Source organism: Pseudocalidococcus azoricus BACA0444, assembly GCF_031729055.1.
Lineage (GTDB): Bacteria > Cyanobacteriota > Cyanobacteriia > Thermosynechococcales > Thermosynechococcaceae > Pseudocalidococcus > Pseudocalidococcus azoricus.
Genome location: NZ_JAVMIP010000002.1, coordinates 304,881 through 327,397 on the forward strand (window position 1 = coordinate 304,881; position 22,517 = coordinate 327,397).

The window sequence follows — 22,517 nt, forward strand, 5'->3', positions numbered from 1 at the left end:
AGGAGGCTGTTTTTCGACAATGCTAAAATGCGGCTATGAACACAGCACATCCAGACATTATCGTAGTCAGCCCTGACGGGGAATATTTAATTGTTGTTAAGGTGAAGCTTACTAATGGTAATCACCTGCAAGATGTTGATGCACTGGAGCAACTGAAGTCGGTTATGGCCTCTTTTGGCTGTTCAAATGGCTTGCTCGTAACTGGCAATTTCATTTTTATACTTCGAGATTCTTTTGAAAAGTCCCACGGTGAGTCGATCTATCTAGTCGGTAAGGCTAAGTTGCCTGAATTTTTATTACCCTCTGTAGGTGAGCAATGGCAGCAGGAGCGCGCTATGGAGTTTGAGTTACGGGTGCAGCAATGGCTTGAGCATTTAAAACAACCGTCTAGCTTGCAAATGTTGCCCAAGGACTTAAGAACACTTTTGGAAGGACACATTATCAATCGGCTCAGGTTTGGGGATATTAGGGCTGCTCGCCTGAGAGAGGTTAGGGTTGTCAGTTGATTCCGCAAGCGGTTTTAGTTGAAACAAACTGGGTAGTCGATGTCACGGCCCCAGCGCATTTGCAAAGTTCACAAGCCCTAAAGTTGTTGCAACGCGCCGATGAAGGAGAATTTCAGCTATTTGTACCCGCGATATGTTTGATGGAAGCTCGCGAAACTGTACCGCGAAAATTTGCTCCTCGTGCTCAAACAGAAGATTTGCGAAAGTTTGTTATTTGGGCCAGGGATGAAGGGCGGATCAATCTTGAAGATGAAAAGGCTGCATTTCGGGTATTTGATAAATTTGATGGATTAGTGACCAGTGAACTGACAAAGGTTTCAGAGCGTTTGGATACTTTAGCAGCACATCCAGGCCTGACTGTTTTTCCACTTTCACAGCCCATGCTCGAGCGTCAAATTTCGATTGGGGCTATGGATATTTTCTTGAAACCCTATGATTTGGCGATTCTGGCTGCGGTATTGGTTAAAACTGAAGAATTACGACAAGAGGGACATTCATCGGTAGGCTTTTGTGAATTAGATTCTGATCTGCAACCTTGGGACAAAATAGGTGCTTCAAAACCAGCTCTCAGTGCTCTTTATAACGAGGCTCGGATTTGGGTTTATGGTGACTTTTTAGTTGAGGCAGTCGAAAACCTTCCCGATGAATGGGTTATGGGGTGATTTATGTGATTGATCGGGTAATGCTCATAGGCCTGGCAACTGCGCGGTTGTAGCTAATATCAATTACTTTGAATTAATCTTATCCATTTTTCATGACTTTACTTCATGATGAGGATAAACAATTAGTTACTTATCATCTAGGAACAATTCAATTAGTTCATTTTTTGAGATTTTTCCAGAAAACTCAATTCCACGTTTCTTTGCTTCTTTTTTAAGTTCAGAGATACTTCTTTGCTTCAAAAAATAGGCAAGTTTATAAGGGTCTGATGGCTCCTCAGGAGTAAAAGTAAAAATCTTATTCAGGCCCTTCAACTTAGCTGTAGTTACGTTACAGCCTAATTCTTTTAAAGGCGTGAAGTCACTCCAAAAAATGCGTTCAGGATTAGATGCAATCTGTTGAGCTAACTTTTTCAGATTAACTCTGGAGAGATTGATTTCAGGAATCGAGTCAGTCAGAGACAAATTATCTAATATATCTTTGTGTGAGGCAGTGTTAATCGGCACGGGTGTAATTTCAAAAGGTTCGGGAATTGCCTCAAAGACTTGTTCAAAAATCTTTAATTTCGCAGCAGTTAGACCAGTAACTCCAAGATTTGTCAGAGGTTTTAGGGATTTCCAGGTTTTTCGACTAGGAGCATTCAGTATCCGCTCAGTTAAAAGATTGATGTCCAAAGTAGGTATTTTATTACTAGGAGTACTTTGAAGATGTCGTAATGTTTCAATAATCGCTTCTTTATTGGCAGTACATAAATTTGTTTTTAAGTTCTGTCCACTTAGATATACAACTTGGCTTTCAACATCTTGCTCGTTAGGAATCACAACAACCCATAAATAATTTTGTCCAGCTTGCTGCATCGCATAAAAAATATGACTATTGGCAACTACTGAATAAACTCGTGGTGACGCTTCCTTAACAATGACAGGTAGCCAATTTCTTAAACCTGGAGTTTGTAGCTTTTCTGAAAGAGGAAATATTTGGAATGCTGGTACGGTCAGTACTGAATTTTCCGGCACTTCAACACTTTCTATTGGAACTTGAATTAAATGCCCAGTATCACTAAAACTTGCCATATCTACAACTCCGTGATGACTTCTCGAATTAGGCTCTGATAAACATCTCTAGCTTTTCGATACCGAATTGGGCCCGGTACTCCGTTATCTTGCATAGCTGCATTAGCAATCTCGACATGATAGCCAAGCTCTAAGATACGTTTATTTTGAGACAAAAAACCATGATTTTCAACGTAAAAGAAGTTATTAAAAATCTGTTTATATTCTGGATTAGAGGAGATGATTTTATCTAAGAGGGATCTAAAATTCTTTGACTGAGCAGGGGTTGCATTATAGCGATTGAGTACAAGAGGTAGAAGTGCTGGCATTCCTTCATCTAGGTACATTTTCCTCATTTGTCCAACCTGTGGAAGAAACAATGTAATAACTGACTCTAAATTTTGTATTGATTCCCAATCATTATGATGAGCAGGTACGAGGAGAGCATCTAGTGATAATAATCCCACTTGCGCAAACCATCGCCAGTTTGGAGGCATATCAACCAAAATATAGTCATAGTTTTTTGCTGCTTCCAGAAGTTTATTTCTTAAAAACTCAGGTCGAATTTGTTGCTCAATGTCGGTCTCACTATCATATAAAAATCGAGAATCAGCAGTTATCACATCTAACTTAACTTTATTACCTCCTGAGCCTGCGCTGTATGATTGAATGATTGAATCTAGGGGAGTGATGCCCTTTAAATAGTTCCAGACATTACCTTGATTGGTTGAAAGTTTAAGTAATTTTGTTAAGCCTCCTTGATTAGGATCAAAATCAACCAATAAAACTTTACGCTTATTTTGTGCTAACACAATACCAACATTTGAAACTGTTGTTGTTTTACCAATGCCACCCTTATTGTTATAAACCCCAATAATTGAACCGCGCTTTGGTGCTTTTATAGATTGAAGAAACTTTTCAGCTACTTTCTCTGCTGTCTCTGAATTTAGTTCAATTAGAGGTGTTAGCGGATGAGTGATTTTATGGTCGTGCCTGAATAGTTGTATCTCCCATCCATTTGAAATCACCCCAATAGGAGTATTTTTACAGTAATTACCCAATAGCTGGGACTTTAGTTGCTTATGAACTTCCCAATACTGCTTGTGAAAATTACTTAATTGGTAGTTTGTACACTTTATCTCACAGATTATTTGTGGATTTTTTTGATTATTAAAAAATGAATTTCCATTTTCATCAACCAACCTACAAGCAATATCAGTTTTTAGTGAAGGATGATCATTACATTTAAACTGTGTGATTCTATCAAGATGACTAAATCCAACTGTTTCTAGTAGTCTTTCAATAATTGGAGTAACAACCTGACTTTCATCACCACTTTGTTTTTCACTGGGCCGATGATCAAGTTGAGCTTTTAGTTTTTGAAGTGACTCGGAGTTGAGCATGGAATAATTCATTTGCAAGACACAAATTATTTTATTGCCATTGTAGTAGTGTTTTGGTCGGTCATTCAACAAATATCAAAGATTAACAAAAAGATACAAAAATAAACATTTCAACGGAATTGTATTAATTTTTTTTCAATGAATAGGGCAATAACCTTATCTAATTCATTGTTCTTATGCTGTTTGTTTTCATTTGAGAACTCCAGCTAACCTGGCAATTTCCGTTGTCACCCTTGGGGTAAGCTTTTTGGGCGATAAGACCATACACTTGCAGTAAAAAAATATTATTATAGCTACCCTTCTTTTGTCGTAGGGAGTTTTCTACAGACTTTTGATATAAATTCAACAAAATTAATTTTTATTCAAGAATGTTTAGAAAGGTTGGGACGGGGCCTGGGTGATGGGGATTTTGGAAATGGATCAAGGCCTGGCCTGGGATGATTAGACTGTTAATGAGGCTTAAGCAATTTTGCAAGGGTATTGTTATGACTCAACGAGAGCAACTCCTCCAAGAAATTGAAGCTACGTCCGATGAGCAAATTCAGATCGTTTTAGACTTCATTCACCAATTAAAATTGAAATCCCCAAAAAAATCCTTGGCAGAATTTGCAGGAATTCTCAGTGACTCTGAAGCCCAGGAAATGCTAAAAATTATAAAATCTGATTGCCGTCAGGTTGATCCTAGTGAGTGGTGAAATTGCGCTTGATACCTCAGTTGCTATTCGTTATCTTAATGGCGACTCGTCTCTGATAGAAAAATTGAGTAATCTATCGGAAGTATTTTTACCGACCGTTGTTGTTGGCGAATTGCTTTATGGTGCGCTTAATTCCTTTCGTTCTGCCCAGAACTATCCAAAGTTCTTAGATTTTATTAATTCCTGTACGGTTAAGCCTCTTATTCAAAATGATGCTTTAGTTTATGCAGAAATAAAACTATATCTTAAAAATAAAGGAAGACCTATTCCAACAAACGATATTTGGATTGCGGCTCAATGCTTTAGTCAAAATTGGGTATTAATATCTGATGATTCAGACTTTACTTACATTGATAATTTATGCCTGGAGCGTTGGTAAATTTTCCTCTTAAGATGGTCCTTTTCCAGGTTATACCCCATCATGTAGCAATGTTTAAAGAGTGCTTGGGCGTGGCCTGGGTTGAGTTTGTTAAAAATGTGAAGGCTAAAATAATGGAGAGCGGGGCTTAGATTTACACTAAAAAATATTATTCTAGCGACCCTTCTCTTGGCCTGGAGAGTTTTCTACGGACTATTGATAAAAATTCAACAAAATTAATTTTTCTTTAAGAATGTTTAGAAAGGTTGGGACGGGGCCTGGGGATTATTGCTAAACATATTGAAGATGCCACTCGTAGCTCCTCAGAAAGTTCAGAAATACTAAAGATTGCTGCCAAACATATAAAAGATGCCACACGAAACGCTTCAGGAGATATATCTCGTTGGTATTTTGCCGAACTTCAAAACAGCCGTTAATCAAACTAGGTAGCATAGAACAAGAAATAGGAGATTATTAAATTATGGTCATTACCAACTCCCAGCCCCGTTCTCGCCAAGTTCTTTTATCCCAAGATGAAGATGGTTACTTTATTGTCGAAGTCCCCAGCCTCCCTGGATGTATCAGTCAAGGCAAAACTCGCGAAGAAGCCCTAGAAAATATTAAAGAAGCGATTGAATTACACCTTGAAGTCTTAGAAGAACGTGGTGAGCCAATTCCTGAAGATACAACCGAAGTCATTACCGTATGATTAAGTTACCCGTTGTCTCCGGTAAAGAATGTATTCGAGCATTAGAAAAAGTTGGATTTGCTATACATCGCCAAAAGGGAGTCACATTACTCTAGTACGAGACAATCCCAAAAACCAAGTTACAATTCCTAACCATAAAGAAATTGCTAGGGGAACTTTACGCACAATTATCAATCAAGCTGGATTAACCGTTGAACAATTTACGAATTTGTTATAAAGCATCGTGGCAATTTTTTCACCAAGTACATTTAAAATCAAGAGGATACATTCATGAACACTAAAGAGATACTACAATCATCTGAGTCAACCGAACTAAACATATCATCCTTACTCGATTTAGTCACTCAAATTCAAGCCCAAGTCCCGATTGAAGAATGGCAAAAGTTACCAACTGATTTATCTATTAATCATGATCACTATCTCTATAGTTCACCAAAAGTTGAGGAATGAAAACTATCTTTGCTGATATAGGCTAGTGGATTGCTTTACTCCGATAATTCTTATTTCAAAAGGTATCATTCATGCAAACCCAAGAAACAAGCCCTCAAAATGCTTCAGCAGTAATACAACTACAGCAAGAAGTAATCCAACAAATTGAAACCCTGCCCGCTAACCTTTTACAAGAAGTTCTCGACTTTCTTTTATTTATTAAAGCTCGTCATCATCAAAACTCACCGACAATAGCAGAACTCAAAATCAAAGCAATGTCTGACGAAGATTTAGAGATAACACGTTTAAGCGAGCCTAGTCTAGCCGAAGATTGGTTAACCCCTGAAGAGGATCAAGCGTGGCAACATTTATAAAAGGTGATGTGGTTGTTGTTCCTTTCCCATTTTCTGACTTAACAAATGCCAAACGACGACCCGCCTTAGTTATGGCTGAATTAGACCAAAATGATTTGATTCTCTGCGTTATTACCAGCCGAGCTGCACTTTATGACTACATAACTCCAATCAATGATAGTGATTTTGAAACAGGTAGCCTTAATCGGGTTAGTTACGCAAAATCAAATCGTATTTTCACGGCTAATGAACAGATCATTGGTTATAAAATTGGTAAATTGAAGTCTAATAAAGTTCAGGAAATAGTCGAAAAGTTAATCATCATTCTACAGCGTTAGGCATAGATCAAGAAATAGGAGATTACTCAGTCATAGTCATTACCAAACCCCAGGCCTGTCCTCGCCAAGTTCTTCTATCCCAAGATGAAGATGGTTACTTTATTGTCGAAGTTCCTAGTCTCCCTCGGTGTATCAGTCAAGGTAAAACTCGCGAAGAAGCTCTTGAAAACATTATGACACCATTGACTTAGGCCTGGAGAAGGAAGGTATTGAAGTTATCCTGGCCTGTAAAATCAATCCCGCTGCCCATAAAAAATTTGTTGTAGAAAATCGAGTATTTCGCTCTAAGTGGTCGTCTAAGAACATAATGAACAGAATATTTATTCAATTATTATTTTCTCATTCAATCTAAACAGAACCTAGAGTTTTAAGGCTTGCATCAAATCATGACGGGTAATAATTCCCACCAGGCCCCCGGTTTCATCTAAAACAGGCAATCGGCTGATGTGGTGATGGACAATGGCCTGGGCAACTTCAGAAATAGGTGTGGTTGGGGTGGTTGTAATTGGATTAGTGGTCATGGCATCTTGAACCTGCATCCCCAGAGTTTTTTTCAGGTGATGATGGAACTTTTCCGGGGATTCAAAATAAATCACACTCCCCAATAGGGTTAAATACACTGGCGGCTCTAAAGGGGCTTCTCGGACAATTAAATCTGCTTCCGTAATCAAGCCAACTAACTTCCCGCCCTCATCCACCACTGGCAATCCCCGCACCTGCTTTTCCTCCATGAGCTTAATCGCCGTTTCAATCGAGTCCGTCGGGCTAACGGTGTGAGGGTTGGTAGTCATGTAATCTTGAACAACAGCAGTAGTCATAGGAATGATTATGAGGGGGATAGAGAATTAAACAATGGAAAAAATTAATGATGGCTAGCCTGTAGATAAGAAGCAGTCAGGGCTAAATCCGGGCGTAAATCACGGGCCTGGCGGAGATAAATATGTTGGATCAGGGCCTGGGGTTGGGGGGTATTGAAATAAATCAAGCACCGAATACACCGCTCTAGACCCCCTTCGACATACATTTGCTGAACATCCAACAAGGGAATGGTTTGCCACTTGGGGCGTTCTCGGGCCACCGCCGCCGGAAAAATCCGATCCAAATCCCGTGTTACAGAAAACGTCACACTGATCACTTCCGTCAAGTCCAACTGGTTATGGGCTTCAATTTCGTCTAATAGCTCCTGCACCGCTTCCCGAATTGCCGGAATCGTATTATTAGCGGCTGTCGTTGCCCCACGAATTGCTCGGACTCGCCATACCACACTGACATCCTCCATGATTTACTTACTCTATCAAGCTCAAGGACGATAAAGCCAGAGGGGGAGGCCACTGGTTGCCAGTTCAAATTCCATCCAGTCTTGACCCAGGCCCAGTACCCGTGAAACTAGAGCCTGATTCTGGAACCGTGATTCCCCTCGACTGGGCAATAAACGACTCATCAACGACTTGGGTTCTTCAATTGGGACTAGCTTAGTTTTCTCCACATCCAGGCCCGCTAATTCCGCTGTCCACCGCCTGGCATCTTCTTCCGTCCCCAAGCGATCCACCAACCCTAAACCCAAGGCCTGCTGTCCCGTAAAGACCCGCCCATCGGCAAAGGTTCGCACAGTTTCTTCACTGAGATTACGCCCCTCCGCCACCGTTTGGACAAATTGCCCATAACTGGTATCAATCAAATCTTGGAGAATATTTTTTTCCTCGTCCGTCAGTTCCCGATCAAAGGCCAAAATATCCTTGTAGGGCCCGGATTTAATCACCTTGAAGGAGACACCAATTTTATCCAGCAGCCGCTCCAGGTTATTGCCCCGGAGAATCACCCCAATACTGCCGGTAATGGTGCCGGGGTTGGCCATAATATGTTCGGCTCCCATCCCGATATAAACCCCACCGGAAGCCGAGATATTGCCAAAACTAGCAACAATCTTCATTTTTGATCGCAAGCGTTTGAGCGCGGCATAAATTTCTTGGGAATCCCCAACCGTTCCCCCTGGGCTGTCAATGCGTAACAACAGGGCTGGAAATCCCCGCTCTTCCACGGTTTTTAAGGCTTTTAAGACACGCTTGCGGGTTGCCCCCATAATCGCCCCACAAACTTCAATTCGGGCAATTTGTTTTTTAACAGGTTGAGAAAAGGGCCAAGGCATAGATTTTGCAGGTACTCAATGAAATCCGGCGTTTAACTTTCCCCCATATTAGCCGCCTCTGATTAGCTTTGTCCCAGGCCTGTGAGGCTAAACCAGAGAATTTGGGTCGTCCGCTTGGCTTGAAAGTCATTATCGCCAATGATCACAAGGCTAGAAGTTCCATCGACTAACTGGGGCCCCAAGGTCATACCCTCCAAATTATCCAAAGTGATCCCCAAGGTTCCTAAATCTAACAGCAGGGCTTTGCGAACGGGTTTAATTCCCGCCAGGCCTGGGGGTAGGTTCCTCAAGGTAGAAATATCCGCTGCGCCCCCGAGGGAAACTTGAAACAACTTGACCCCAAAGCCTTGAGTCAGACTAAAGGTGCGCTCCAAGCTCAAAAAATGCCCCCCATTATCTAAAGCTAACAACTCCACCAGGCCATTGGCGGCAACGTTTTTTGGGGCTGGATCAAGGAGATAGGCGTGTTCAGCAATCAGGATAGGTTGGACATCTCCCCGCAGGTAATGCAAAATCCGGGCGGCTGAAATTAGCTGATTCTCTGGGTCTAAGTCCTGTTTCAAGCCAGTTTCCGTGGCCACAAAGAGGCGATCTCCGGTGGGATTTAAGGTTAAAGATTCAAAGCCCTGATTATTTTGCACACCTTGGGGGGGTAATTGGGGATCGGGGTTGGCTGTGTAGTAACTGGGAAGCCGAAATTGGAGTTTTTTAATGCCATCCAGGCCAAATTCGGCAATAAAGGGTGGGGCCTGGTCTTTCACCCCTTCGCTACTGATCAACAGCGTCTTTTCGGGAGTTAGGGCAATCCCTTCCGGGTCGGCAGTGTTGGGCGCGAGGGGGGCCGACTGTTTATCCTGCAAAAATGTTACTTGCCTAATCTCGGCCGGAGTCGGGGCAGGGGGAGGTTGCAGCTTGAGCGTATAGAAACGGGGCTGTTGGCGGTCGTCACTGATGGCGTAATAGTGATTATTTTGGCGATCGTAGGTGATCCCGGAAAGTCCTCCCACTTTTGTATCGTTAAAATCCTGGTTGGGGAGTTGGGAAGCCTCGATAAATTTGATCTCCAGGGGTAAAAATAAGCGGGTCTGGGCCTGGACTTGGGGCAAAGTGCAACCTGCAAGCAGGGCAAAAATCCCAAACAGGATCACCCAAAACCGCTTGGGAAAATGAGGGAGTCGGATTTGTGGGACTGAGTTGATCATCGTTGCCTTGCCCCTGACCTGATTTCTTAAATTATGCCCCCTGCGTCTTTGACACTGAACCACCTAAAGAGTTTCGGCAAAGTTATGGATGGGATCAGCCCCTGCTACAGAGTTACTCATTTAGGGTGAGATGGGGACAAGTCAGAAAATGCTCTATGGGCAGTCCTTTTGAGATTTCTATTTTCTTAGAACAGTCTGCGTAACTCGATAAAACCTGGCCTGGGGAGTGAGATTATCCCTCGCTCGCTTGGGAAAATATGTATAATACATATATATTTAAAGTCGTGACTTTTATCCTCGCGATGGATCAGGCAAGAACCTTGAATCTTTTGGGGGCGTTGGCTCTCAGTATTATGGATACCGTCAATGCGGGCGTTGCATCTCAGGCTGGATATGGTGGCGAGACGGCGGCCGCACTGGTGACGTTGGGGGCTGATCCCGGCCTCTCAATTAATGCCCTACGACAAATTCTCAATCTTTCCCATCCAGGAACCGTGAGGCTGATTGACCGCTTGGCAACGGCAAATCTGGTGGAGCGGCGGGCTGGGGTGGATGGTCGGACCTTGGCCCTGTTTCTCACAGAGGTGGGGCAGCAACGTCGGCAAGCCATTTTGAAGGCGCGACGGGAACAATTGCAGTTGGCTGTTAACACCCTGACAGAGGATGAACGTCAACAACTGACCGGACTTCTGGAAAAGATGCTAACCGCCATGACAACCAGCGAGTTAAGAAATTTTGAGATTTGTCGCCTTTGTGAGGAAGAAGTGTGTCCGGCTGATCGATGTCCTGTTGAACAAAAATATCGCCAATTGCAGAGTTTATGAACAGTATCCTGATTGCGCTCGGTTATGCCTGCTTCTGGGGTGTTGGAGTCACGCTGACTAAAATTGCCCTCTCGGAAATTCCTCCCACCACACTCTTAGTGATTCAACTGTCTGCCAGCGTTGCTTTTCTGGCCACAGCTTGCTACCTCAGAGACGGGCAACTACCTTTTTCCTGGCGTAATCTCAAACAAGGTTTTGCCGGGATATTTGAGCCAGCCTTAGCCTACATGGTGGGTATTTTTGGCATTCAAATGACAACCGCCAGCAATGCCACACTCATTGGTTCATCGGAAGTTATTCTAACGATTTTATTTGCCGCCGTATTTCTCGGGGAAAAGCTGACGCGGATGAAGTTATTACTAGCTGGGATTAGTTTTTTAGGAGTCCTGTTGTTGATGTTGCAGGACGCTGAAGGGGCTAGTAACAATTCGCTCTTGGGTGATTTACTGATCCTGATGGGCACAACCTTTGCCGTTTGTTATGCTCTCTTGAGTAAGAAGCAGATCGCATCAGTTGAACCTTTGCACCTCACCTCCTCGCAGCAGCTAGTGGGCTTAATTGTGACCCTAGGCTGTTTTGCGCTCCTATCAACCATGAATCCAGCCTATGAAGTTAATGCTGGGAATATTTCGCCGCAGTTTTGGCTGTTGGCCGTGGGTTCCGGGATTATGCAATATGCTTTAGCGTTCCTGCTCTATCTGATGGCCTTGCAAAATTTACCTGTGAGCCAAGCGGCGTTTTATATTGCCCTGATTCCGGTTTTTGGCGTGGCCAGTGCAGTGGTGATGATTGGGGAGCAGCCTAGTCTTGGCCAGTGGGTTGGGGGGGGATTCGTCATCGCCTCTTCTTACTGGGCTAACCGATTGAGAACCGATTAGGCCGTCATGGCCCAAAGACATAACCCCGAAGATGGACTATGGGGATTGGTGTATCCTGTTGCCGGGCTGGTGGAGGGTAGAGGGTGGAGTGACAGTCCATTGCCCTAGGAATAAACCTCCAGAAAATGCGGCGATTGCGGTGATCCCCACCAGGCCATAGGCATATTTCAGAGGGCAAGTCCAACTTAATTGGTGCTGGAGGTGTTGCAGGTCATCCGTGAGATGAAGGTTAATTTGCCCAGCCTTGTTTAACTCCTGGTGTAATTGATTCAGGTCAGTCTGCCATTGTTCTAAAGTTGCCTGGCTGGCCTGGTATTCCCGGTGCAAGTTTTCCAACTCCGTAGTTAAGATTTCGTTTCTGGCCTGGGCCTGGTGGTAGCGGGTGACTAAATTAGACCGGGAAATGAGGGTGACATCCTTAACATTCGGACTGGGGCCATATTCCACCCGCACTAGCCTGTGAGTGCCTTTTACCCCCAGTTCATCCCCCTGATAACCTTTTTTGGCCCGATGAATTTTGGTCGTAAAGATCACCTTGTCCCCCGGCTGTAAGCCCAAGTTTGCCCACTCCTGCCGCATGGGTAACCACCAATGATCGGGAGTCACGGCCTGGCGGGTATCGGCCAAGCTCAAATGCCGGACACAGACTTTTTGGATGGTTCTTCGGTTGGATTGCCCTTGTCGGCCTGGAGGATTTCGCCGCGACGGTAACCGAACACTTTCGTAGCTCCCAAACCGATCAATAACGCCCATCAAACGTACCACCCGCTTGTGTAGTGTTGCCAATTCCACCGCCATCGCCACTAGTCTCCTTGCGTTCTAGATCGAGACTAACAAAACCTTTCAAAATTTTGACTTTTTTGATGCGAACGACCAGTCCATGACCTTGTCCCATAATCCCTGGCCTGGGCAAACTCCAATCCCCCCCAACCTTAAATCATCTCTTTCCTGCTGCCACTGGTGCTGAGAAACTAACAATTAATCAGATCCCAACAGGAGCAGTCCAGGCACTCTGGAAATTTATTGCCAGCCTTAAACAAATCTGCTGATTTAATTGAGTTGTGATGTGATACGAAATAGCTTTCTTCAGCGATGATCAACAGTTTGACTAGGTATTTATGACCTGACTCACATTGCGAAAATGCTAAGAGTTGTTGAATTTTAATGCTGAATCTTGATAATGCCTACTGCCCAATGGGGATCGCAGTAGCGTGGAAGACACAAGCATTATTGATTTACCAAGGCTTATGAAAATTGGGGTTGTTAAGGAGCGAGAAGTCGCAGAACGGCGGGTGGCCTTAAATCCAGATACAGTGGCCAAACTTGTGAAGCAGGGCTATGTCGTTCTTGTGGAAGCCGGTGCTGGAGAATTGTCGTTTTACAGTGATGTTGACTACCAGGCCGCGGGGGCCGAAATCAAGACTGAGTTGGAGGAGGTCTGGGGCGGTGTGGATGTCCTGCTGAAAGTGGCACCATTGCGGGAGCGGGAAATTGACTGGTTGCGGCCGGGTTCAACCTTAATTAGTTTCTTGAGTCCCCTCAGTCAGCCGGAACATATTCAACGCTTGGCCGAGAAAAATATTACCGCCTTTGCCCTGGAGTTAATTCCCCGCAGTAGTCGGGCCCAAGTCATGGATGCGCTGTCCTCCCAGGCCGGGGTGGCCGGATACCAAGCCGTATTAGTAGCCGCCGCTGCCTTGCCGAAATTTTTCCCGATGTTAACCACGGCGGCGGGTACAATTCCCCCGGCTAAGGTTTTTATCATTGGGGCGGGAGTGGCTGGCCTGCAAGCGATTGCAACGGCGCGGCGATTAGGGGCCATTGTGGAAGCCTTTGATATTCGGCCAGCCGTCAAAGAAGAAGTCCAAAGCCTCGGGGCCAAGTTTGTGGAAGTTGCCCTCGAAGAAGATACGGTCGCGGCTGGGGGCTATGCCAAAGAAGTTTCCGTGGCGGCCAAGCAGAAAACCCAGGAGGCGATTGCCGCCCATGTCCAAACTGCCGATGTAGTGATTACAACCGCCCAAGTCCCTGGCCGAACCGCCCCGCTGTTGGTGACAGAAGAAATGCTCTTGGCCATGAAACCGGGTTCAGTGGTTGTGGATTTAGCCGCGGAACAGGGCGGTAACTGTGCCTGGACAGAAGCGGGCCGGGAAATTGTCCGCAATGGGATCACGGTGATTGGGCCGATTAATTTACCCTCCTCTCTGTCAATCCAGGCCAGTCAAATGTACGCCAAAAACATCTCAACGTTGCTCACCTATCTGACTAAAGACGGGGAACTCAACCTCGATTTCAGTGATGACATTATTGGTGGGGCCTGTGTCACCCACGGCGGCGAAATTCGCAATGAACGGGTCAAACAAGCCTTACACCAATTAGAAACGGTCGCGGTTTAGGAGATGGCGGAGAGGGAATAGGAAACAGGGGAGAGAAAAGAGACAAGAGTTTTAACAGATCACGAGGTTAACTCACTTCTCGCTTCTCAATCCTCACTTCTCACTGCTCAACCCAAATAATTTTTATTGGAGAACTCTATGAATGATCCTGTTTTAGTGGGCTTGATAATTCTTGTCCTGGCTAGTTTTGTCGGTTTTGAAGTCATTAACAAAGTTCCCCCCACCTTACATACGCCCTTGATGTCTGGTTCCAATGCTATTTCCGGAATTGCGGTCATTGGGGCGTTATTGATGGCTGGCGCGGGTGGTACTGATTTGAGTGTGATTTTCGGCCTGATCGCTATTGTCTTGGCCACGGTGAATGTGGTGGGTGGCTTTTTAGTCACCGATCGGATGTTGCAAATGTTTAAACGGAAAGGGGCGTAAGTCGTGGGTAATTGGTTAATTAGTATTCAAGAACTGAGCTATTTGGCAGCCGCGGCTCTGTTTATTATCGGCTTAAAACAATTAGGTTCTCCGGCCACGGCCCGTAATGGCAATCGGTTGGCGGCTGTCGGGATGCTGGTGGCGGTGGTAGTGACCCTCATTGATCGGCAAGTGGTTAGTTTTGAAATGATTTTGCTCGCGATGGCCCTCGGCAGTGCGATTGGGGTGGTTTTAGCCTATAGGGTGGCGATGACCGATATGCCCCAGATGGTCGGGATTCTCAATGGCCTGGGGGGGGCAGCCTCGGCATTGGTGGCCATGGGAGAATTTTGGCGATTAGTCACCACCGGAGAGACCTTAACCACTAGCTCCTTGGTCACCATTTTGTTAGGCGTGCTGATTGGTGGAATTACCCTCACGGGTAGCTTGGTAGCCTTTGCCAAATTACAAGGCCTGATTCCGGGTTCTCCGGTGCGCTTTCCATTACAACAGGCCGTGAATGCTGCTTTAGTGATTGCCTTTTTAGCGGGCAGTGCCTATCTCTTTGTTGATCCGAATCAACTTCCCTTGTTTTGGGGCTTAACGGCGGTGGCCAGTGTCATCGGGGTCTTGATGGTGATTCCCATTGGCGGGGCCGATATGCCTGTGGTTGTCTCGCTGTTGAACTCCTTATCGGGGGTGGCGGCCAGTGCGGCAGGGTTCGTGGTCGGTAACAGTATGCTGATCATCGCCGGGGCCTTAGTGGGGGCATCGGGCTTAATCCTGACCCAAATCATGTGTAAAGCCATGAACCGCTCGTTACTGAATGTCCTGTTTAGTGGATTTGGCAGTGGGCCGGCGGTCGGTGCTACTACAGGTTCAGGGGCTGGAACGCAACAACCCGTGCGGACTTTAGAAGCAGAAGAAGGGGCGATGATGCTCGGCTATGCCAAATCTGTGGTGATTATTCCCGGTTATGGGATGGCGGTGGCCCAGGCCCAGCATAGTGTCAAGGAATTGGCCGATCAGTTGGAACGCCTGGGTGTGGATGTCAAATATGCGATTCACCCCGTTGCCGGCCGGATGCCAGGCCATATGAATGTGTTGCTGGCCGAAGCCAATGTCCCCTACCCCCAGTTGCGCGATATGGACGACATCAACCCGGAATTTGAACACGTGGATGTGGCCTTAGTGATTGGGGCGAATGATGTGGTCAATCCGGCGGCCCGCTCCAATCCAGGGAGTCCAATCTATGGGATGCCGATTTTAGATGTGGATCGGGCCCACCATACGATTGTGATTAAACGGAGTATGAATGCGGGCTTTGCGGGCATCGAGAATGACTTGTTCTACAAAGACAAAACCATGATGATGTTCGGTTCAGCCAAAGAGGTTCTGACGCAGCTTGTGACGGAAGTGAAGCAACTATAATTGACGGCATGATTCGTCTTTTAGAACGCTTTTTTGGCCTATCCCAGGCTAGAACCAGTATCAAAATTGAGGCCGTGGCCGGGTTAACCACCTTTATGACCATGGCCTATATTTTGATTGTTAATCCCCAAATTCTTGCCAATGCCATTTTTCTGGAATCTCCTCAGGACTTGACCTCAGAGTTGGTGATTGCCACAGCTTTATCGGCAGCGGTGGGGACATTGGTGATGGGGCTGTTGGCCAATTATCCCTTTGCCCTGGCTCCGGGAATGGGCTTAAATGCGTTTTTTGCCTTTACCGTTGTCCTCAAGATGGGGATTCCTTGGCGGTTGGCCTTGGGGGCGGTGTTGGTGGAAGGGTTGATTTTTATTGCCCTCACCCTCTCGAAAATTCGCAGCTTAATCATCACGGCCATTCCCTTGTCTCTTAAACAGGCGATTGCGGCCGGGATTGGCTTATTTATTGCCTACATTGGCCTGGCAACAGCGGGAATTATTGTCGCGGATCCGGTCACCAAAACGACCCTGGGCAACCTCAATACCCCGGAACCTTTAATTGCCATGGCTGGGATTGGGATGACGGCGGCTCTGTTCACGAAGCGAGTTCCTGGCTCACTGTTGTGGGGAATTTTAATCACAGCGTTGTTGGGCTGGTTTTCAGGAATTGCCCCTTGGCCGACAGCCTTAATTGCCATTCCCCACTGGCCTGGGCATTTAATTGGGCAAGCCTTTGTTGGGCTTCAGGGCCTGCAGGTGAATCAGGTAGCTTCTTTTATTTTGGTCACGTTTGTCTTTCTGTTTATTGACCTTTTCGATACAGTGGGGACGTTGGCAGGGGTGGCACTCCAGGCCGGGTATCTAAATCAAGAAGGGGAATTACCCAAAGCCAAAGAAGCATTTATGGCCGATGCAGTCGGAACAACTGTCGGGGCAGTTTTAGGCACTTCTACGGTCACAGCTTATATTGAATCTGCAACTGGGGTGGCTGTGGGGGGGCGGACAGGATTAACGGCAGTATTTGTGGCGCTATTATTTATCCTCTCACTTTTATTTATGCCCTTGTTTGCTGCCATTCCCGCTTTTGCCACCGTTCCGGCGTTGTTTATGGTGGGTGCCTTAATGATGAGTAATGTTCGCTCAATTCTCTGGTCAGACCCCACCGAAGCGATTCCGGCCTTTGCCACCATTTTGATCATACCGTTAGCCTATTCCATTGCCGAGGGCCTGGCGGTGGGAGTGATGCTCTATCCTTGCTTGAAATGGGTTGCCGGTAAAACCGAACAAGTCAGCGGGATTCTCTGGGGCCTGGCGGTGTTGTTTGCACTGCGGTTTGGCCTGATGATTGCCGGGATTATTTAGGAAGTTGGATTTATGAAGGAGCGACCGTCTGATAATTCAGTTTTAGATTTTTGATCATCTACTAACTCAATTCGCAAACGTTTACCCAAAATTGTGGCCGCCCGCTCCATTGTTTTCAGTGTGATGGATGTATTTCTAGGGTCAAGTAGCCGCTCTAGGGCAGGTCTGCTCGTACTCATTGAACGTGCCATTTGGGACTTCCTGAGTCCTTTATTCTGCATTTTTTGGGCAATCTGCCAGGCCAATATCCGCTTTAATACAACGGCATTAACTTCGGCCAGGAGTCCATCCTCTTCAAGTAAGTCATCTAGAAAAGAACTGACATGGGGATTATTAGTCATTTCCGTACTCAGTTCCATCTATTAAGTATCTTAATTTATAATGCTCCCTGGTTTTCTACATCGAAATCGAATTCCTGCAATTTCAAGGCACTTTCAATCACAAAGTCATAACAATATTGAACATCTTGATCTGTCAGTTTATGGGTACGTTGTAGCTGGCTATGTAGGTATTCTCCAGACATTGTATATGTTAGGTATGGAGTGAGTAGTTTGAAGCGGATATATCGACGATAATCAAGACCTAAACTAAGTATCTTGAGTGCTGACCGCATTGCTGTAATTGATTTATTTGTTTTATCTACAAAGCTTGCATGCGGAGAACCAGATTTAAGTTGCATTTTAGAGCTACTCGCAGATTTCATGTCTTGCCCAAAGAAGAATGGTGACTGTCCATACCAATTACGTTTTCGAGCTTCATAGTCATCGATTAAATAAGCAAAAGCTAGAGAAATATCACTTAGTGCTTTATCAAAATTACCGGAGTCACGATGAGATTGAGCTTCAATGAGATTGTTTTTGGTCTTTTCACAATTAACTAGCTGCAATAATGAAACTTCTTTAAACTCGATTCTAAAAATCAATGGTGTGTTATCTTCAAAAAAGTTACTAACGGTTGAACGAAATGCTTCAATATCATGCCTTGATGGTAGAGTTCCATGATGCTTAAACGCAACTCTTGCTTTGTTCATTCGGTGCATAGATACCTTTTGTTGTAGTTTTTCTGCACCTAATTTAGGGTCGATTAACTCCCAGTATTTCATGAAGCTAATATTGTTGTTTCCTTCTCCTGCATTGAGAAATTCTGTTCCAAGTTGCAAAAATAACTCAGCAGCATCATGGAATGTGAGAATAGATATTCCTGATAGTGGTTCTGGCTGCAAAGATTGTGATACAGCAACAGTATAAAGATATCGAATTAGAGCAAGTCGCCGAGTTGTGATTTCGTCAAGTCTTGTCATAACTGTGACTCTAAATTTGGAAGTATATTTGAGCTAAAAATATAAAGAGCTAGAGTTTATAGAACTGGTTTTATACTTCTAGTTTTAGTGCACGACTAACCGATTATAGCTTTTAGACTTATATCCTGACAAAGTTAGCGGATGTTTACGACTTCCCTAGTCACAATTAATGTGGGTGTTTTTGTGTTTTCCAGGTCCCCAAACTCTGTCCCCGATGTTGTGATAATGATTTTTTCCTCTGGTCAAGTTCCGACTTTAATTAAGTCCATGGGGGTTTCAGGACTCCGCCCCGTAGCTAATAGGGCCTGGCGAATTTGAGCTTGCAGCAGGCCCATGAGTTCTTCCACACCCCAACCCAAAATAAAGGGATCACTGCCTTTGATCCGCACAACAATGGCATGAGTTTGGGCCCGGCTGGATTATTTGCCCTGAGATTTGGCCTGATGATTGGCGGAGTGATTTAGGATCGAGGGGAATTCCCAGGCCAGATGAGTAACCTGAGAACGCCCCCTAGAGTGCAAAAGTCCAGATTCTTAATACCCAGATAGGGGACTATTGAGAGTCAGGGTTAAATCTGTATTGGGCGTAATTACAATCACCGTTTCTTTGGCCGGATCAATCACTCCTCCGATAGTTGCCCCGGCTCCAGCCCCAATGATGACCTTTTCCGGTGTAATTTTCCGATCCCCAACAATGGCGGAGACCCCCGTTGCCACAGCCGCCCCAATTAAAGTATCCCGAGCAATGGACGCAGCCGGTCGGCCCATATTGGTTTCAACTGCGGCCCCAGCGGTGGTGCCAGTCAACACCTTCAAGGCGGTAATGGTTTGATTCCCCGCCAGGCCGGAGATACCCGCCGCAACGGCTGAACCAATGGCCGCATTCCGAAACACATTCAGCACATTGGGATCTCGAGTACTGGTAGTAGTGGACACAATCCCAGAGGTGGCAGAAATCGGAATCACTTGGTTATTGACCGTTGCGCTGTTGGCCACAAATTGGGAGCCGCCTTGGGCCGGTTGAATCTTACCCGTTACTAAGCTACCAGCCGGAATCACAACCCGCCCATTTGTATCCGTCACATTACTAGTGGTGGTCAGAGCGATGTTTACCGATTCATTGGGGGCCAGGATAATCCGTTCAGCATCAGGATAACGCACAGAAATGCGCGTTCCGGCGGGGACAGAGGCCGCAGGTTGGGGAGCCACAGAGACACCAGCAATATATTGGGCCGGAATCAGAGCTTGGGTTCCAGAACGGGTGGCTTGGCATAAAAATGCTGCCACATCCCCCCGACTCGCTAAGAGATTTGGATCTAACTGTTGGACATTGGGATAATTCACCACCAATTGCCGTTCCGTAGCTGCTGCAATCCCAGGCCGGGCATAACCGGGAATCGTATTAGCGTCATAAAAGTAATTTAATGTGGTATCAATATTTCCGGTGGGGCTGTACCGTAAACCACTGGCCAAAGCCACTAAAACTTGGGCCCGAGGAATATTTTGATTAGGTTGAAAAACATTGCCCGGATAACCACTCATAAACCCCGTTTTTGTCGCAGTTTGAATCGCATTATAGCCCCAGAAACTAGCCGAAACATCACCAAATTGCACCGCCGAACGGGTGACTGGAGCCGAAGGAAAGGCTTTATTCAACATCGCGGCATACTCAGCCCGAGTAACTGAGGCATTGGGACGAAAACTCCCATCGGGATAGCCACTAATAATGTTCCGTTGGGCTAAGTTATCAATGCAGGTCTGATTCCACAGGCCTTGGGTATCATTAAACCGAGTCTGGGCCTGGGCTACTTGAGCATTAAAGGCCATACCAAGGGGGACAACGAGAGAAGAAATGGGCAACATAGCTGCCATAAACCGAGCCGGCCAAACCTGATGACCAAACATAATGAAACTCCTGAATAATAACTAAAGAAAACCGTGCTAATACATTGAATCAGTTATTAGCTTGGAGAAAACTGAACAGTCCAGAACACAACGTAATCAAACTGTATTGCTAAGGGCATTGGGAATGTTTATCAACTGTCTCCTTAGGCTTAGGGACGCAGCTAGAGCGAGCAAGTTCCCCGTGTGGATTTCATATCTTTGAATTAAGTCACAAAATTGCCAAAATTTTCAGTTACAAACCCCTGCTGACTGGTACAGATGATGATTTGTTCCAACATAAGCTCAAAATTGGTGATGGGAGAATCCAAAACTAGGAGTTTAAGACAGCAGCAGCAATAATATTCACAACCGTCATCGGGTGAGAGAGCATGGGAAAATGGCCAGAACTAACCATCATTGTTTGAGCCTTCATCCGTTGGGCTAACTCTGCCTGTAACGGTGGGGGCATGGCCTGATCCGCTTGGGTAACAAGATACCAACTAGGCTTATGGTGCCAGGCCGGTTGCTTGGCTTTAGCCGTTGTTATGGCAGCAGCAGGTGGCGTTTGTGTGGCGTAGAGGAGGGCTTGTTGTTGATCCGATAAATCCTGAGCTAAGACCTCTCTAATACCCTGTGGGGAAATCCAAATCAATCCAGCCTCTTCTTGAAAATGGGGGGAAGGTTGCCCATAACGGCTCATTAAATCCAGCATGGACTCATCAATATCGGGAGCCAAGCCGGCTAAATAAACTAACCCGACAACCCGTGGATCAAGACCCACTTCCGTAATCACAAACCCACCCCAGGAATGGCCAACTAAAATACAGGGTTGATTGAGACGGTCTAATACACGTTGGGTAGCGGCGATATCATCTTCCAAAGATGTCAGGGGATTTTGTACTGCCATGACCTGATAGCCAGTTGAATGCAACCGAGGAATCACTTCTCGATAACAGGAGGCATCTGCCCAAAAACCATGGACAAGAATAATGGTCTTAATTCTGCTCATTCTGCTCACCTCTTCCCCACCTTGAGTATCCGCAGAAATTTCTTAACTAGACAAGCCCACACCGGACAATTTAGGATCATGATCCGCCTATGGTGGCTTCTTGAATCGGAAAACCAACCATAGATTATTGCAGTTTTTAAGGATCAGGCTTTGGGTAGTCAGGGGTATCGGGTTGCGATTTTAGGGGCCACAGGTGCAGTTGGCACAGAGCTTTTGGAGTTGTTAGCTGAACGGAAGTTTCCCCTCAGTGAGTTGCGTTTATTGGCTTCATCACGGTCGGCGGGACAAACTCTGGCTTTTCAAGGGGACAACCTGACCATCCAGGCCGTGGGTCATGATTCATTTGCGGGCATTGATCTCGTCTTAGCCTCGGCTGGGGGGAGTATTTCTCAGAATTGGCTACCTGTCGCTGTCCAGGCCGGGGCCGTCTGTGTGGATAATTCCAGTGCGTTTCGGATGGCTCCAGATGTGCCGTTAGTGGTTCCAGAGGTTAACCCCGCTGATTTAGACCACCATCAAGGCATTATTGCCAACCCCAACTGCACGACAATTCTGATGACCGTTGCCCTCTGGCCCTTACATCAAGTTCAACCGATTCAACGGATTATTGCCGCCACCTATCAATCCGCCAGTGGAGCCGGAGCCAGAGCCATGGCCGAAGTGAAAGCACAAGCCCAGGCCATCCTGAATAACAAAACACCCCCCACCGAGTCTTTTCCCTATCCCTTGGCCTTTAATCTGTTTCTCCACAACACACCGATCAACGCCCAGGGGTATTGCCAAGAAGAAATGAAAATGGTCAATGAAACCCGGAAGATTTTCCATGCCCCAGGGTTACGCATCTCAGCCACCTGTGTCCGTGTGCCGGTGTTGCGGGCCCATTCGGAAGCCTTGAATTTGGAGTTTGAGCAGCCTTTCCCCGTGACTCAAGCCCGTGAGTTAATCGCCCAGGCCCCCGGTGTGAAATTGGTTGAAAATTGGGAGAATAATTACTTTCCGATGCCCATAGATGCCACAGGTCAAGATGATGTGCTTGTGGGTCGGATTCGTCAAGATATATCCCACCCCAATGGCTTAGAACTCTGGCTCTGCGGGGATCAAATTCGCAAAGGGGCGGCCCTAAATGCGGTGCAAATTGCCGAAGCCTTGATTGAACGGGGCCTGGTTAAAACCCCCTAACCC

27 protein-coding genes and 1 pseudogene are annotated in these 22,517 nt (G+C 45.8%); 16 read left to right on the forward strand and 12 right to left on the reverse strand.

Translation table 11 applies throughout. The features are described from left to right. Window positions 1-35: 35 nt before the first annotated feature. Together RIF25_RS03910 and RIF25_RS03915 are read left to right on the forward strand one after the other, a co-directional pair. Window positions 36-506 carry a hypothetical protein gene (locus RIF25_RS03910; protein ID WP_322877244.1) on the forward strand — a complete coding sequence of 157 codons (471 nt, stop codon included), beginning with the start codon at window positions 36-38 and terminating at the stop codon, window positions 504-506. Further along, on the forward strand, window positions 503-1,168 hold the full coding sequence (locus RIF25_RS03915) for a hypothetical protein (protein WP_322877245.1): 666 nt from the start codon (window positions 503-505) through the stop codon (window positions 1,166-1,168). The genes RIF25_RS03910 and RIF25_RS03915 overlap by 4 nt, the downstream gene beginning before the upstream one ends. 126 nt (window positions 1,169-1,294) lie before the next feature. Here the strand turns inward: RIF25_RS03915 and RIF25_RS03920 are convergent, their stop codons facing one another. Beyond that, on the reverse strand, window positions 1,295-2,239 hold the full coding sequence (locus tag RIF25_RS03920; RefSeq protein WP_322877246.1) for an SAP domain-containing protein: 945 nt from the start codon (window positions 2,237-2,239) through the stop codon (window positions 1,295-1,297). A 2-nt stretch (window positions 2,240-2,241) separates the two neighbouring features. After that, window positions 2,242-3,621, reverse strand: a complete 1,380-nt coding sequence (locus tag RIF25_RS03925; RefSeq protein ID WP_322877247.1) for a ParA family protein — start codon at window positions 3,619-3,621, stop codon at window positions 2,242-2,244. Window positions 3,622-4,106: 485 nt separating this feature from the next. On the opposite strand from RIF25_RS03925, the gene RIF25_RS03930 reads away from it, so the two are divergent. The 7 genes and pseudogenes from RIF25_RS03930 (at window position 4,107) to RIF25_RS17125 (ending at window position 6,694) form a co-directional block, all read left to right on the forward strand. Next, entirely contained in the window at window positions 4,107-4,316 is a 210-nt protein-coding gene (locus tag RIF25_RS03930; RefSeq protein ID WP_322877248.1) for a hypothetical protein, read from the forward strand. Continuing rightward, a complete protein-coding gene (locus RIF25_RS03935) occupies window positions 4,306-4,695 on the forward strand; it encodes a type II toxin-antitoxin system VapC family toxin (RefSeq protein WP_322877249.1) in 390 nt (129 codons plus the stop codon). The genes RIF25_RS03930 and RIF25_RS03935 overlap by 11 nt, the downstream gene beginning before the upstream one ends. A gap of 460 nt (window positions 4,696-5,155) precedes the next feature. After that, a complete protein-coding gene (locus RIF25_RS03940; RefSeq protein WP_322877250.1) occupies window positions 5,156-5,383 on the forward strand; it encodes a type II toxin-antitoxin system HicB family antitoxin in 228 nt (75 codons plus the stop codon). After that, window positions 5,380-5,600, forward strand: a pseudogene (locus tag RIF25_RS17120) (type II toxin-antitoxin system HicA family toxin). Before RIF25_RS03940 ends, RIF25_RS17120 begins: the two are co-directional and overlap by 4 nt. 304 nt (window positions 5,601-5,904) lie before the next feature. Further along, window positions 5,905-6,186 carry a hypothetical protein gene (locus RIF25_RS03945; protein WP_322877251.1) on the forward strand — a complete coding sequence of 94 codons (282 nt, stop codon included), beginning with the start codon at window positions 5,905-5,907 and terminating at the stop codon, window positions 6,184-6,186. Then, window positions 6,171-6,503 carry a type II toxin-antitoxin system PemK/MazF family toxin gene (locus tag RIF25_RS03950; protein WP_322877252.1) on the forward strand — a complete coding sequence of 111 codons (333 nt, stop codon included), beginning with the start codon at window positions 6,171-6,173 and terminating at the stop codon, window positions 6,501-6,503. The genes RIF25_RS03945 and RIF25_RS03950 overlap by 16 nt, the downstream gene beginning before the upstream one ends. 38 nt (window positions 6,504-6,541) lie before the next feature. After that, complete coding sequence (locus tag RIF25_RS17125; RefSeq protein ID WP_407682321.1) at window positions 6,542-6,694, forward strand: type II toxin-antitoxin system HicB family antitoxin; 153 nt, start codon at window positions 6,542-6,544, stop codon at window positions 6,692-6,694. A gap of 168 nt (window positions 6,695-6,862) precedes the next feature. Here the strand turns inward: RIF25_RS17125 and RIF25_RS03955 are convergent, their stop codons facing one another. The 4 genes from RIF25_RS03955 to RIF25_RS03970 form a co-directional block, all read right to left on the reverse strand. Continuing rightward, window positions 6,863-7,321, reverse strand: a complete 459-nt coding sequence (locus RIF25_RS03955) for a CBS domain-containing protein (RefSeq protein ID WP_322877253.1) — start codon at window positions 7,319-7,321, stop codon at window positions 6,863-6,865. A 44-nt stretch (window positions 7,322-7,365) separates the two neighbouring features. Beyond that, window positions 7,366-7,782: a chorismate mutase gene (aroH, locus tag RIF25_RS03960; protein WP_322877254.1), complete on the reverse strand. Its 417-nt coding sequence runs from the start codon at window positions 7,780-7,782 to the stop codon at window positions 7,366-7,368. A 21-nt stretch (window positions 7,783-7,803) separates the two neighbouring features. Beyond that, a complete protein-coding gene (gene sppA / locus RIF25_RS03965; protein ID WP_322877255.1) occupies window positions 7,804-8,649 on the reverse strand; it encodes a signal peptide peptidase SppA in 846 nt (281 codons plus the stop codon). A 62-nt stretch (window positions 8,650-8,711) separates the two neighbouring features. Further along, entirely contained in the window at window positions 8,712-9,851 is a 1,140-nt protein-coding gene (locus RIF25_RS03970; RefSeq protein ID WP_322877256.1) for an esterase-like activity of phytase family protein, read from the reverse strand. Window positions 9,852-10,153: 302 nt separating this feature from the next. Between RIF25_RS03970 and RIF25_RS03975 the strand changes: the two genes are divergently transcribed. Both RIF25_RS03975 and RIF25_RS03980 read left to right on the forward strand, forming a co-directional pair. Next, window positions 10,154-10,675 (forward strand): MarR family winged helix-turn-helix transcriptional regulator, encoded by a 522-nt coding sequence (locus RIF25_RS03975; RefSeq protein WP_322877257.1) that lies wholly within the window; start codon window positions 10,154-10,156, stop codon window positions 10,673-10,675. Then, the gene (locus RIF25_RS03980; RefSeq protein WP_322877258.1) at window positions 10,672-11,553 is read left to right on the forward strand and encodes a DMT family transporter; all 882 of its coding nucleotides are present in this window, start codon (window positions 10,672-10,674) and stop codon (window positions 11,551-11,553) included. The genes RIF25_RS03975 and RIF25_RS03980 overlap by 4 nt, the downstream gene beginning before the upstream one ends. A 36-nt stretch (window positions 11,554-11,589) precedes the next feature. On the opposite strand, the gene RIF25_RS03985 is transcribed toward RIF25_RS03980, so the two are convergent. Beyond that, a complete protein-coding gene (locus RIF25_RS03985; RefSeq protein ID WP_322877259.1) occupies window positions 11,590-12,351 on the reverse strand; it encodes a hypothetical protein in 762 nt (253 codons plus the stop codon). Window positions 12,352-12,800: 449 nt separating this feature from the next. Here RIF25_RS03985 and RIF25_RS03990 point away from each other — a divergent pair, with 449 nt between their 5' ends. From RIF25_RS03990 to RIF25_RS04005, 4 genes are all read left to right on the forward strand, one after another. After that, window positions 12,801-13,949, forward strand: coding sequence for a Re/Si-specific NAD(P)(+) transhydrogenase subunit alpha (locus RIF25_RS03990; RefSeq protein WP_407682322.1), 1,149 nt, complete (start codon window positions 12,801-12,803; stop codon window positions 13,947-13,949). Window positions 13,950-14,087: 138 nt separating this feature from the next. After that, window positions 14,088-14,375 (forward strand): NAD(P) transhydrogenase subunit alpha, encoded by a 288-nt coding sequence (locus RIF25_RS03995; protein ID WP_015126056.1) that lies wholly within the window; start codon window positions 14,088-14,090, stop codon window positions 14,373-14,375. Between the two features lie 3 nt (window positions 14,376-14,378). Next, on the forward strand, window positions 14,379-15,785 hold the full coding sequence (locus RIF25_RS04000; RefSeq protein WP_322877261.1) for an NAD(P)(+) transhydrogenase (Re/Si-specific) subunit beta: 1,407 nt from the start codon (window positions 14,379-14,381) through the stop codon (window positions 15,783-15,785). A gap of 8 nt (window positions 15,786-15,793) precedes the next feature. Next, the gene (locus tag RIF25_RS04005) at window positions 15,794-17,143 is read left to right on the forward strand and encodes an NCS2 family permease (protein ID WP_322877262.1); all 1,350 of its coding nucleotides are present in this window, start codon (window positions 15,794-15,796) and stop codon (window positions 17,141-17,143) included. Here the strand turns inward: RIF25_RS04005 and RIF25_RS04010 are convergent. The 5 genes from RIF25_RS04010 to RIF25_RS04030 all read right to left on the reverse strand — a co-directional run bounded on the left by RIF25_RS04010 (window position 17,140) and on the right by RIF25_RS04030 (window position 21,335). After that, window positions 17,140-17,502: an XRE family transcriptional regulator gene (locus RIF25_RS04010; RefSeq protein WP_322877263.1), complete on the reverse strand. Its 363-nt coding sequence runs from the start codon at window positions 17,500-17,502 to the stop codon at window positions 17,140-17,142. The genes RIF25_RS04005 and RIF25_RS04010 overlap by 4 nt on opposite strands. Window positions 17,503-17,519: 17 nt before the next feature. After that, window positions 17,520-18,443, reverse strand: coding sequence for a hypothetical protein (locus RIF25_RS04015; RefSeq protein ID WP_322877264.1), 924 nt, complete (start codon window positions 18,441-18,443; stop codon window positions 17,520-17,522). Between the two features lie 242 nt (window positions 18,444-18,685). Then, window positions 18,686-18,832, reverse strand: coding sequence for a hypothetical protein (locus RIF25_RS04020; RefSeq protein ID WP_322877265.1), 147 nt, complete (start codon window positions 18,830-18,832; stop codon window positions 18,686-18,688). Window positions 18,833-18,976: 144 nt separating this feature from the next. Next, window positions 18,977-20,347, reverse strand: a complete 1,371-nt coding sequence (locus RIF25_RS04025) for an S-layer homology domain-containing protein (protein WP_322877266.1) — start codon at window positions 20,345-20,347, stop codon at window positions 18,977-18,979. Window positions 20,348-20,657: 310 nt separating this feature from the next. Next, complete coding sequence (locus RIF25_RS04030; RefSeq protein WP_322877267.1) at window positions 20,658-21,335, reverse strand: alpha/beta fold hydrolase; 678 nt, start codon at window positions 21,333-21,335, stop codon at window positions 20,658-20,660. 150 nt (window positions 21,336-21,485) lie between these two features. Here RIF25_RS04030 and RIF25_RS04035 point away from each other — a divergent pair, with 150 nt between their 5' ends. Beyond that, a complete protein-coding gene (locus RIF25_RS04035; RefSeq protein WP_322877268.1) occupies window positions 21,486-22,514 on the forward strand; it encodes an aspartate-semialdehyde dehydrogenase in 1,029 nt (342 codons plus the stop codon). The last annotated feature ends 3 nt before the right edge of the window (window positions 22,515-22,517 follow it).

Bases quoted from the DNA above. Each gene is read 5' to 3' on its own strand.
- sppA (WP_322877255.1), bottom strand. From the start codon at position 8,649: ATGCCTTGGCCCTTTTCTCAACCTGTTAAAAAACAAATTGCCCGAATT.
- aroH (WP_322877254.1), bottom strand. From the start codon at position 7,782: ATGGAGGATGTCAGTGTGGTATGGCGAGTCCGAGCAATTCGTGGGGCA.
- RIF25_RS03995 (WP_015126056.1), top strand. From the start codon at position 14,088: ATGAATGATCCTGTTTTAGTGGGCTTGATAATTCTTGTCCTGGCTAGT.
- RIF25_RS03975 (WP_322877257.1), top strand. From the start codon at position 10,154: ATGGATCAGGCAAGAACCTTGAATCTTTTGGGGGCGTTGGCTCTCAGT.
- RIF25_RS03990 (WP_407682322.1), top strand. From the start codon at position 12,801: ATGAAAATTGGGGTTGTTAAGGAGCGAGAAGTCGCAGAACGGCGGGTG.
- RIF25_RS04030 (WP_322877267.1), bottom strand. From the start codon at position 21,335: ATGAGCAGAATTAAGACCATTATTCTTGTCCATGGTTTTTGGGCAGAT.
- RIF25_RS03980 (WP_322877258.1), top strand. From the start codon at position 10,672: ATGAACAGTATCCTGATTGCGCTCGGTTATGCCTGCTTCTGGGGTGTT.
- RIF25_RS03925 (WP_322877247.1), bottom strand. From the start codon at position 3,621: ATGCTCAACTCCGAGTCACTTCAAAAACTAAAAGCTCAACTTGATCAT.
- RIF25_RS04015 (WP_322877264.1), bottom strand. From the start codon at position 18,443: ATGACAAGACTTGACGAAATCACAACTCGGCGACTTGCTCTAATTCGA.
- RIF25_RS04010 (WP_322877263.1), bottom strand. From the start codon at position 17,502: ATGGAACTGAGTACGGAAATGACTAATAATCCCCATGTCAGTTCTTTT.
- RIF25_RS03970 (WP_322877256.1), bottom strand. From the start codon at position 9,851: ATGATCAACTCAGTCCCACAAATCCGACTCCCTCATTTTCCCAAGCGG.
- RIF25_RS03920 (WP_322877246.1), bottom strand. From the start codon at position 2,239: ATGGCAAGTTTTAGTGATACTGGGCATTTAATTCAAGTTCCAATAGAA.
- RIF25_RS03945 (WP_322877251.1), top strand. From the start codon at position 5,905: ATGCAAACCCAAGAAACAAGCCCTCAAAATGCTTCAGCAGTAATACAA.
- RIF25_RS04005 (WP_322877262.1), top strand. From the start codon at position 15,794: ATGATTCGTCTTTTAGAACGCTTTTTTGGCCTATCCCAGGCTAGAACC.
- RIF25_RS03955 (WP_322877253.1), bottom strand. From the start codon at position 7,321: ATGACTACTGCTGTTGTTCAAGATTACATGACTACCAACCCTCACACC.
- RIF25_RS04025 (WP_322877266.1), bottom strand. From the start codon at position 20,347: ATGTTTGGTCATCAGGTTTGGCCGGCTCGGTTTATGGCAGCTATGTTG.
- RIF25_RS03930 (WP_322877248.1), top strand. From the start codon at position 4,107: ATGACTCAACGAGAGCAACTCCTCCAAGAAATTGAAGCTACGTCCGAT.
- RIF25_RS03940 (WP_322877250.1), top strand. From the start codon at position 5,156: ATGGTCATTACCAACTCCCAGCCCCGTTCTCGCCAAGTTCTTTTATCC.
- RIF25_RS03910 (WP_322877244.1), top strand. From the start codon at position 36: ATGAACACAGCACATCCAGACATTATCGTAGTCAGCCCTGACGGGGAA.
- RIF25_RS03985 (WP_322877259.1), bottom strand. From the start codon at position 12,351: ATGGCGGTGGAATTGGCAACACTACACAAGCGGGTGGTACGTTTGATG.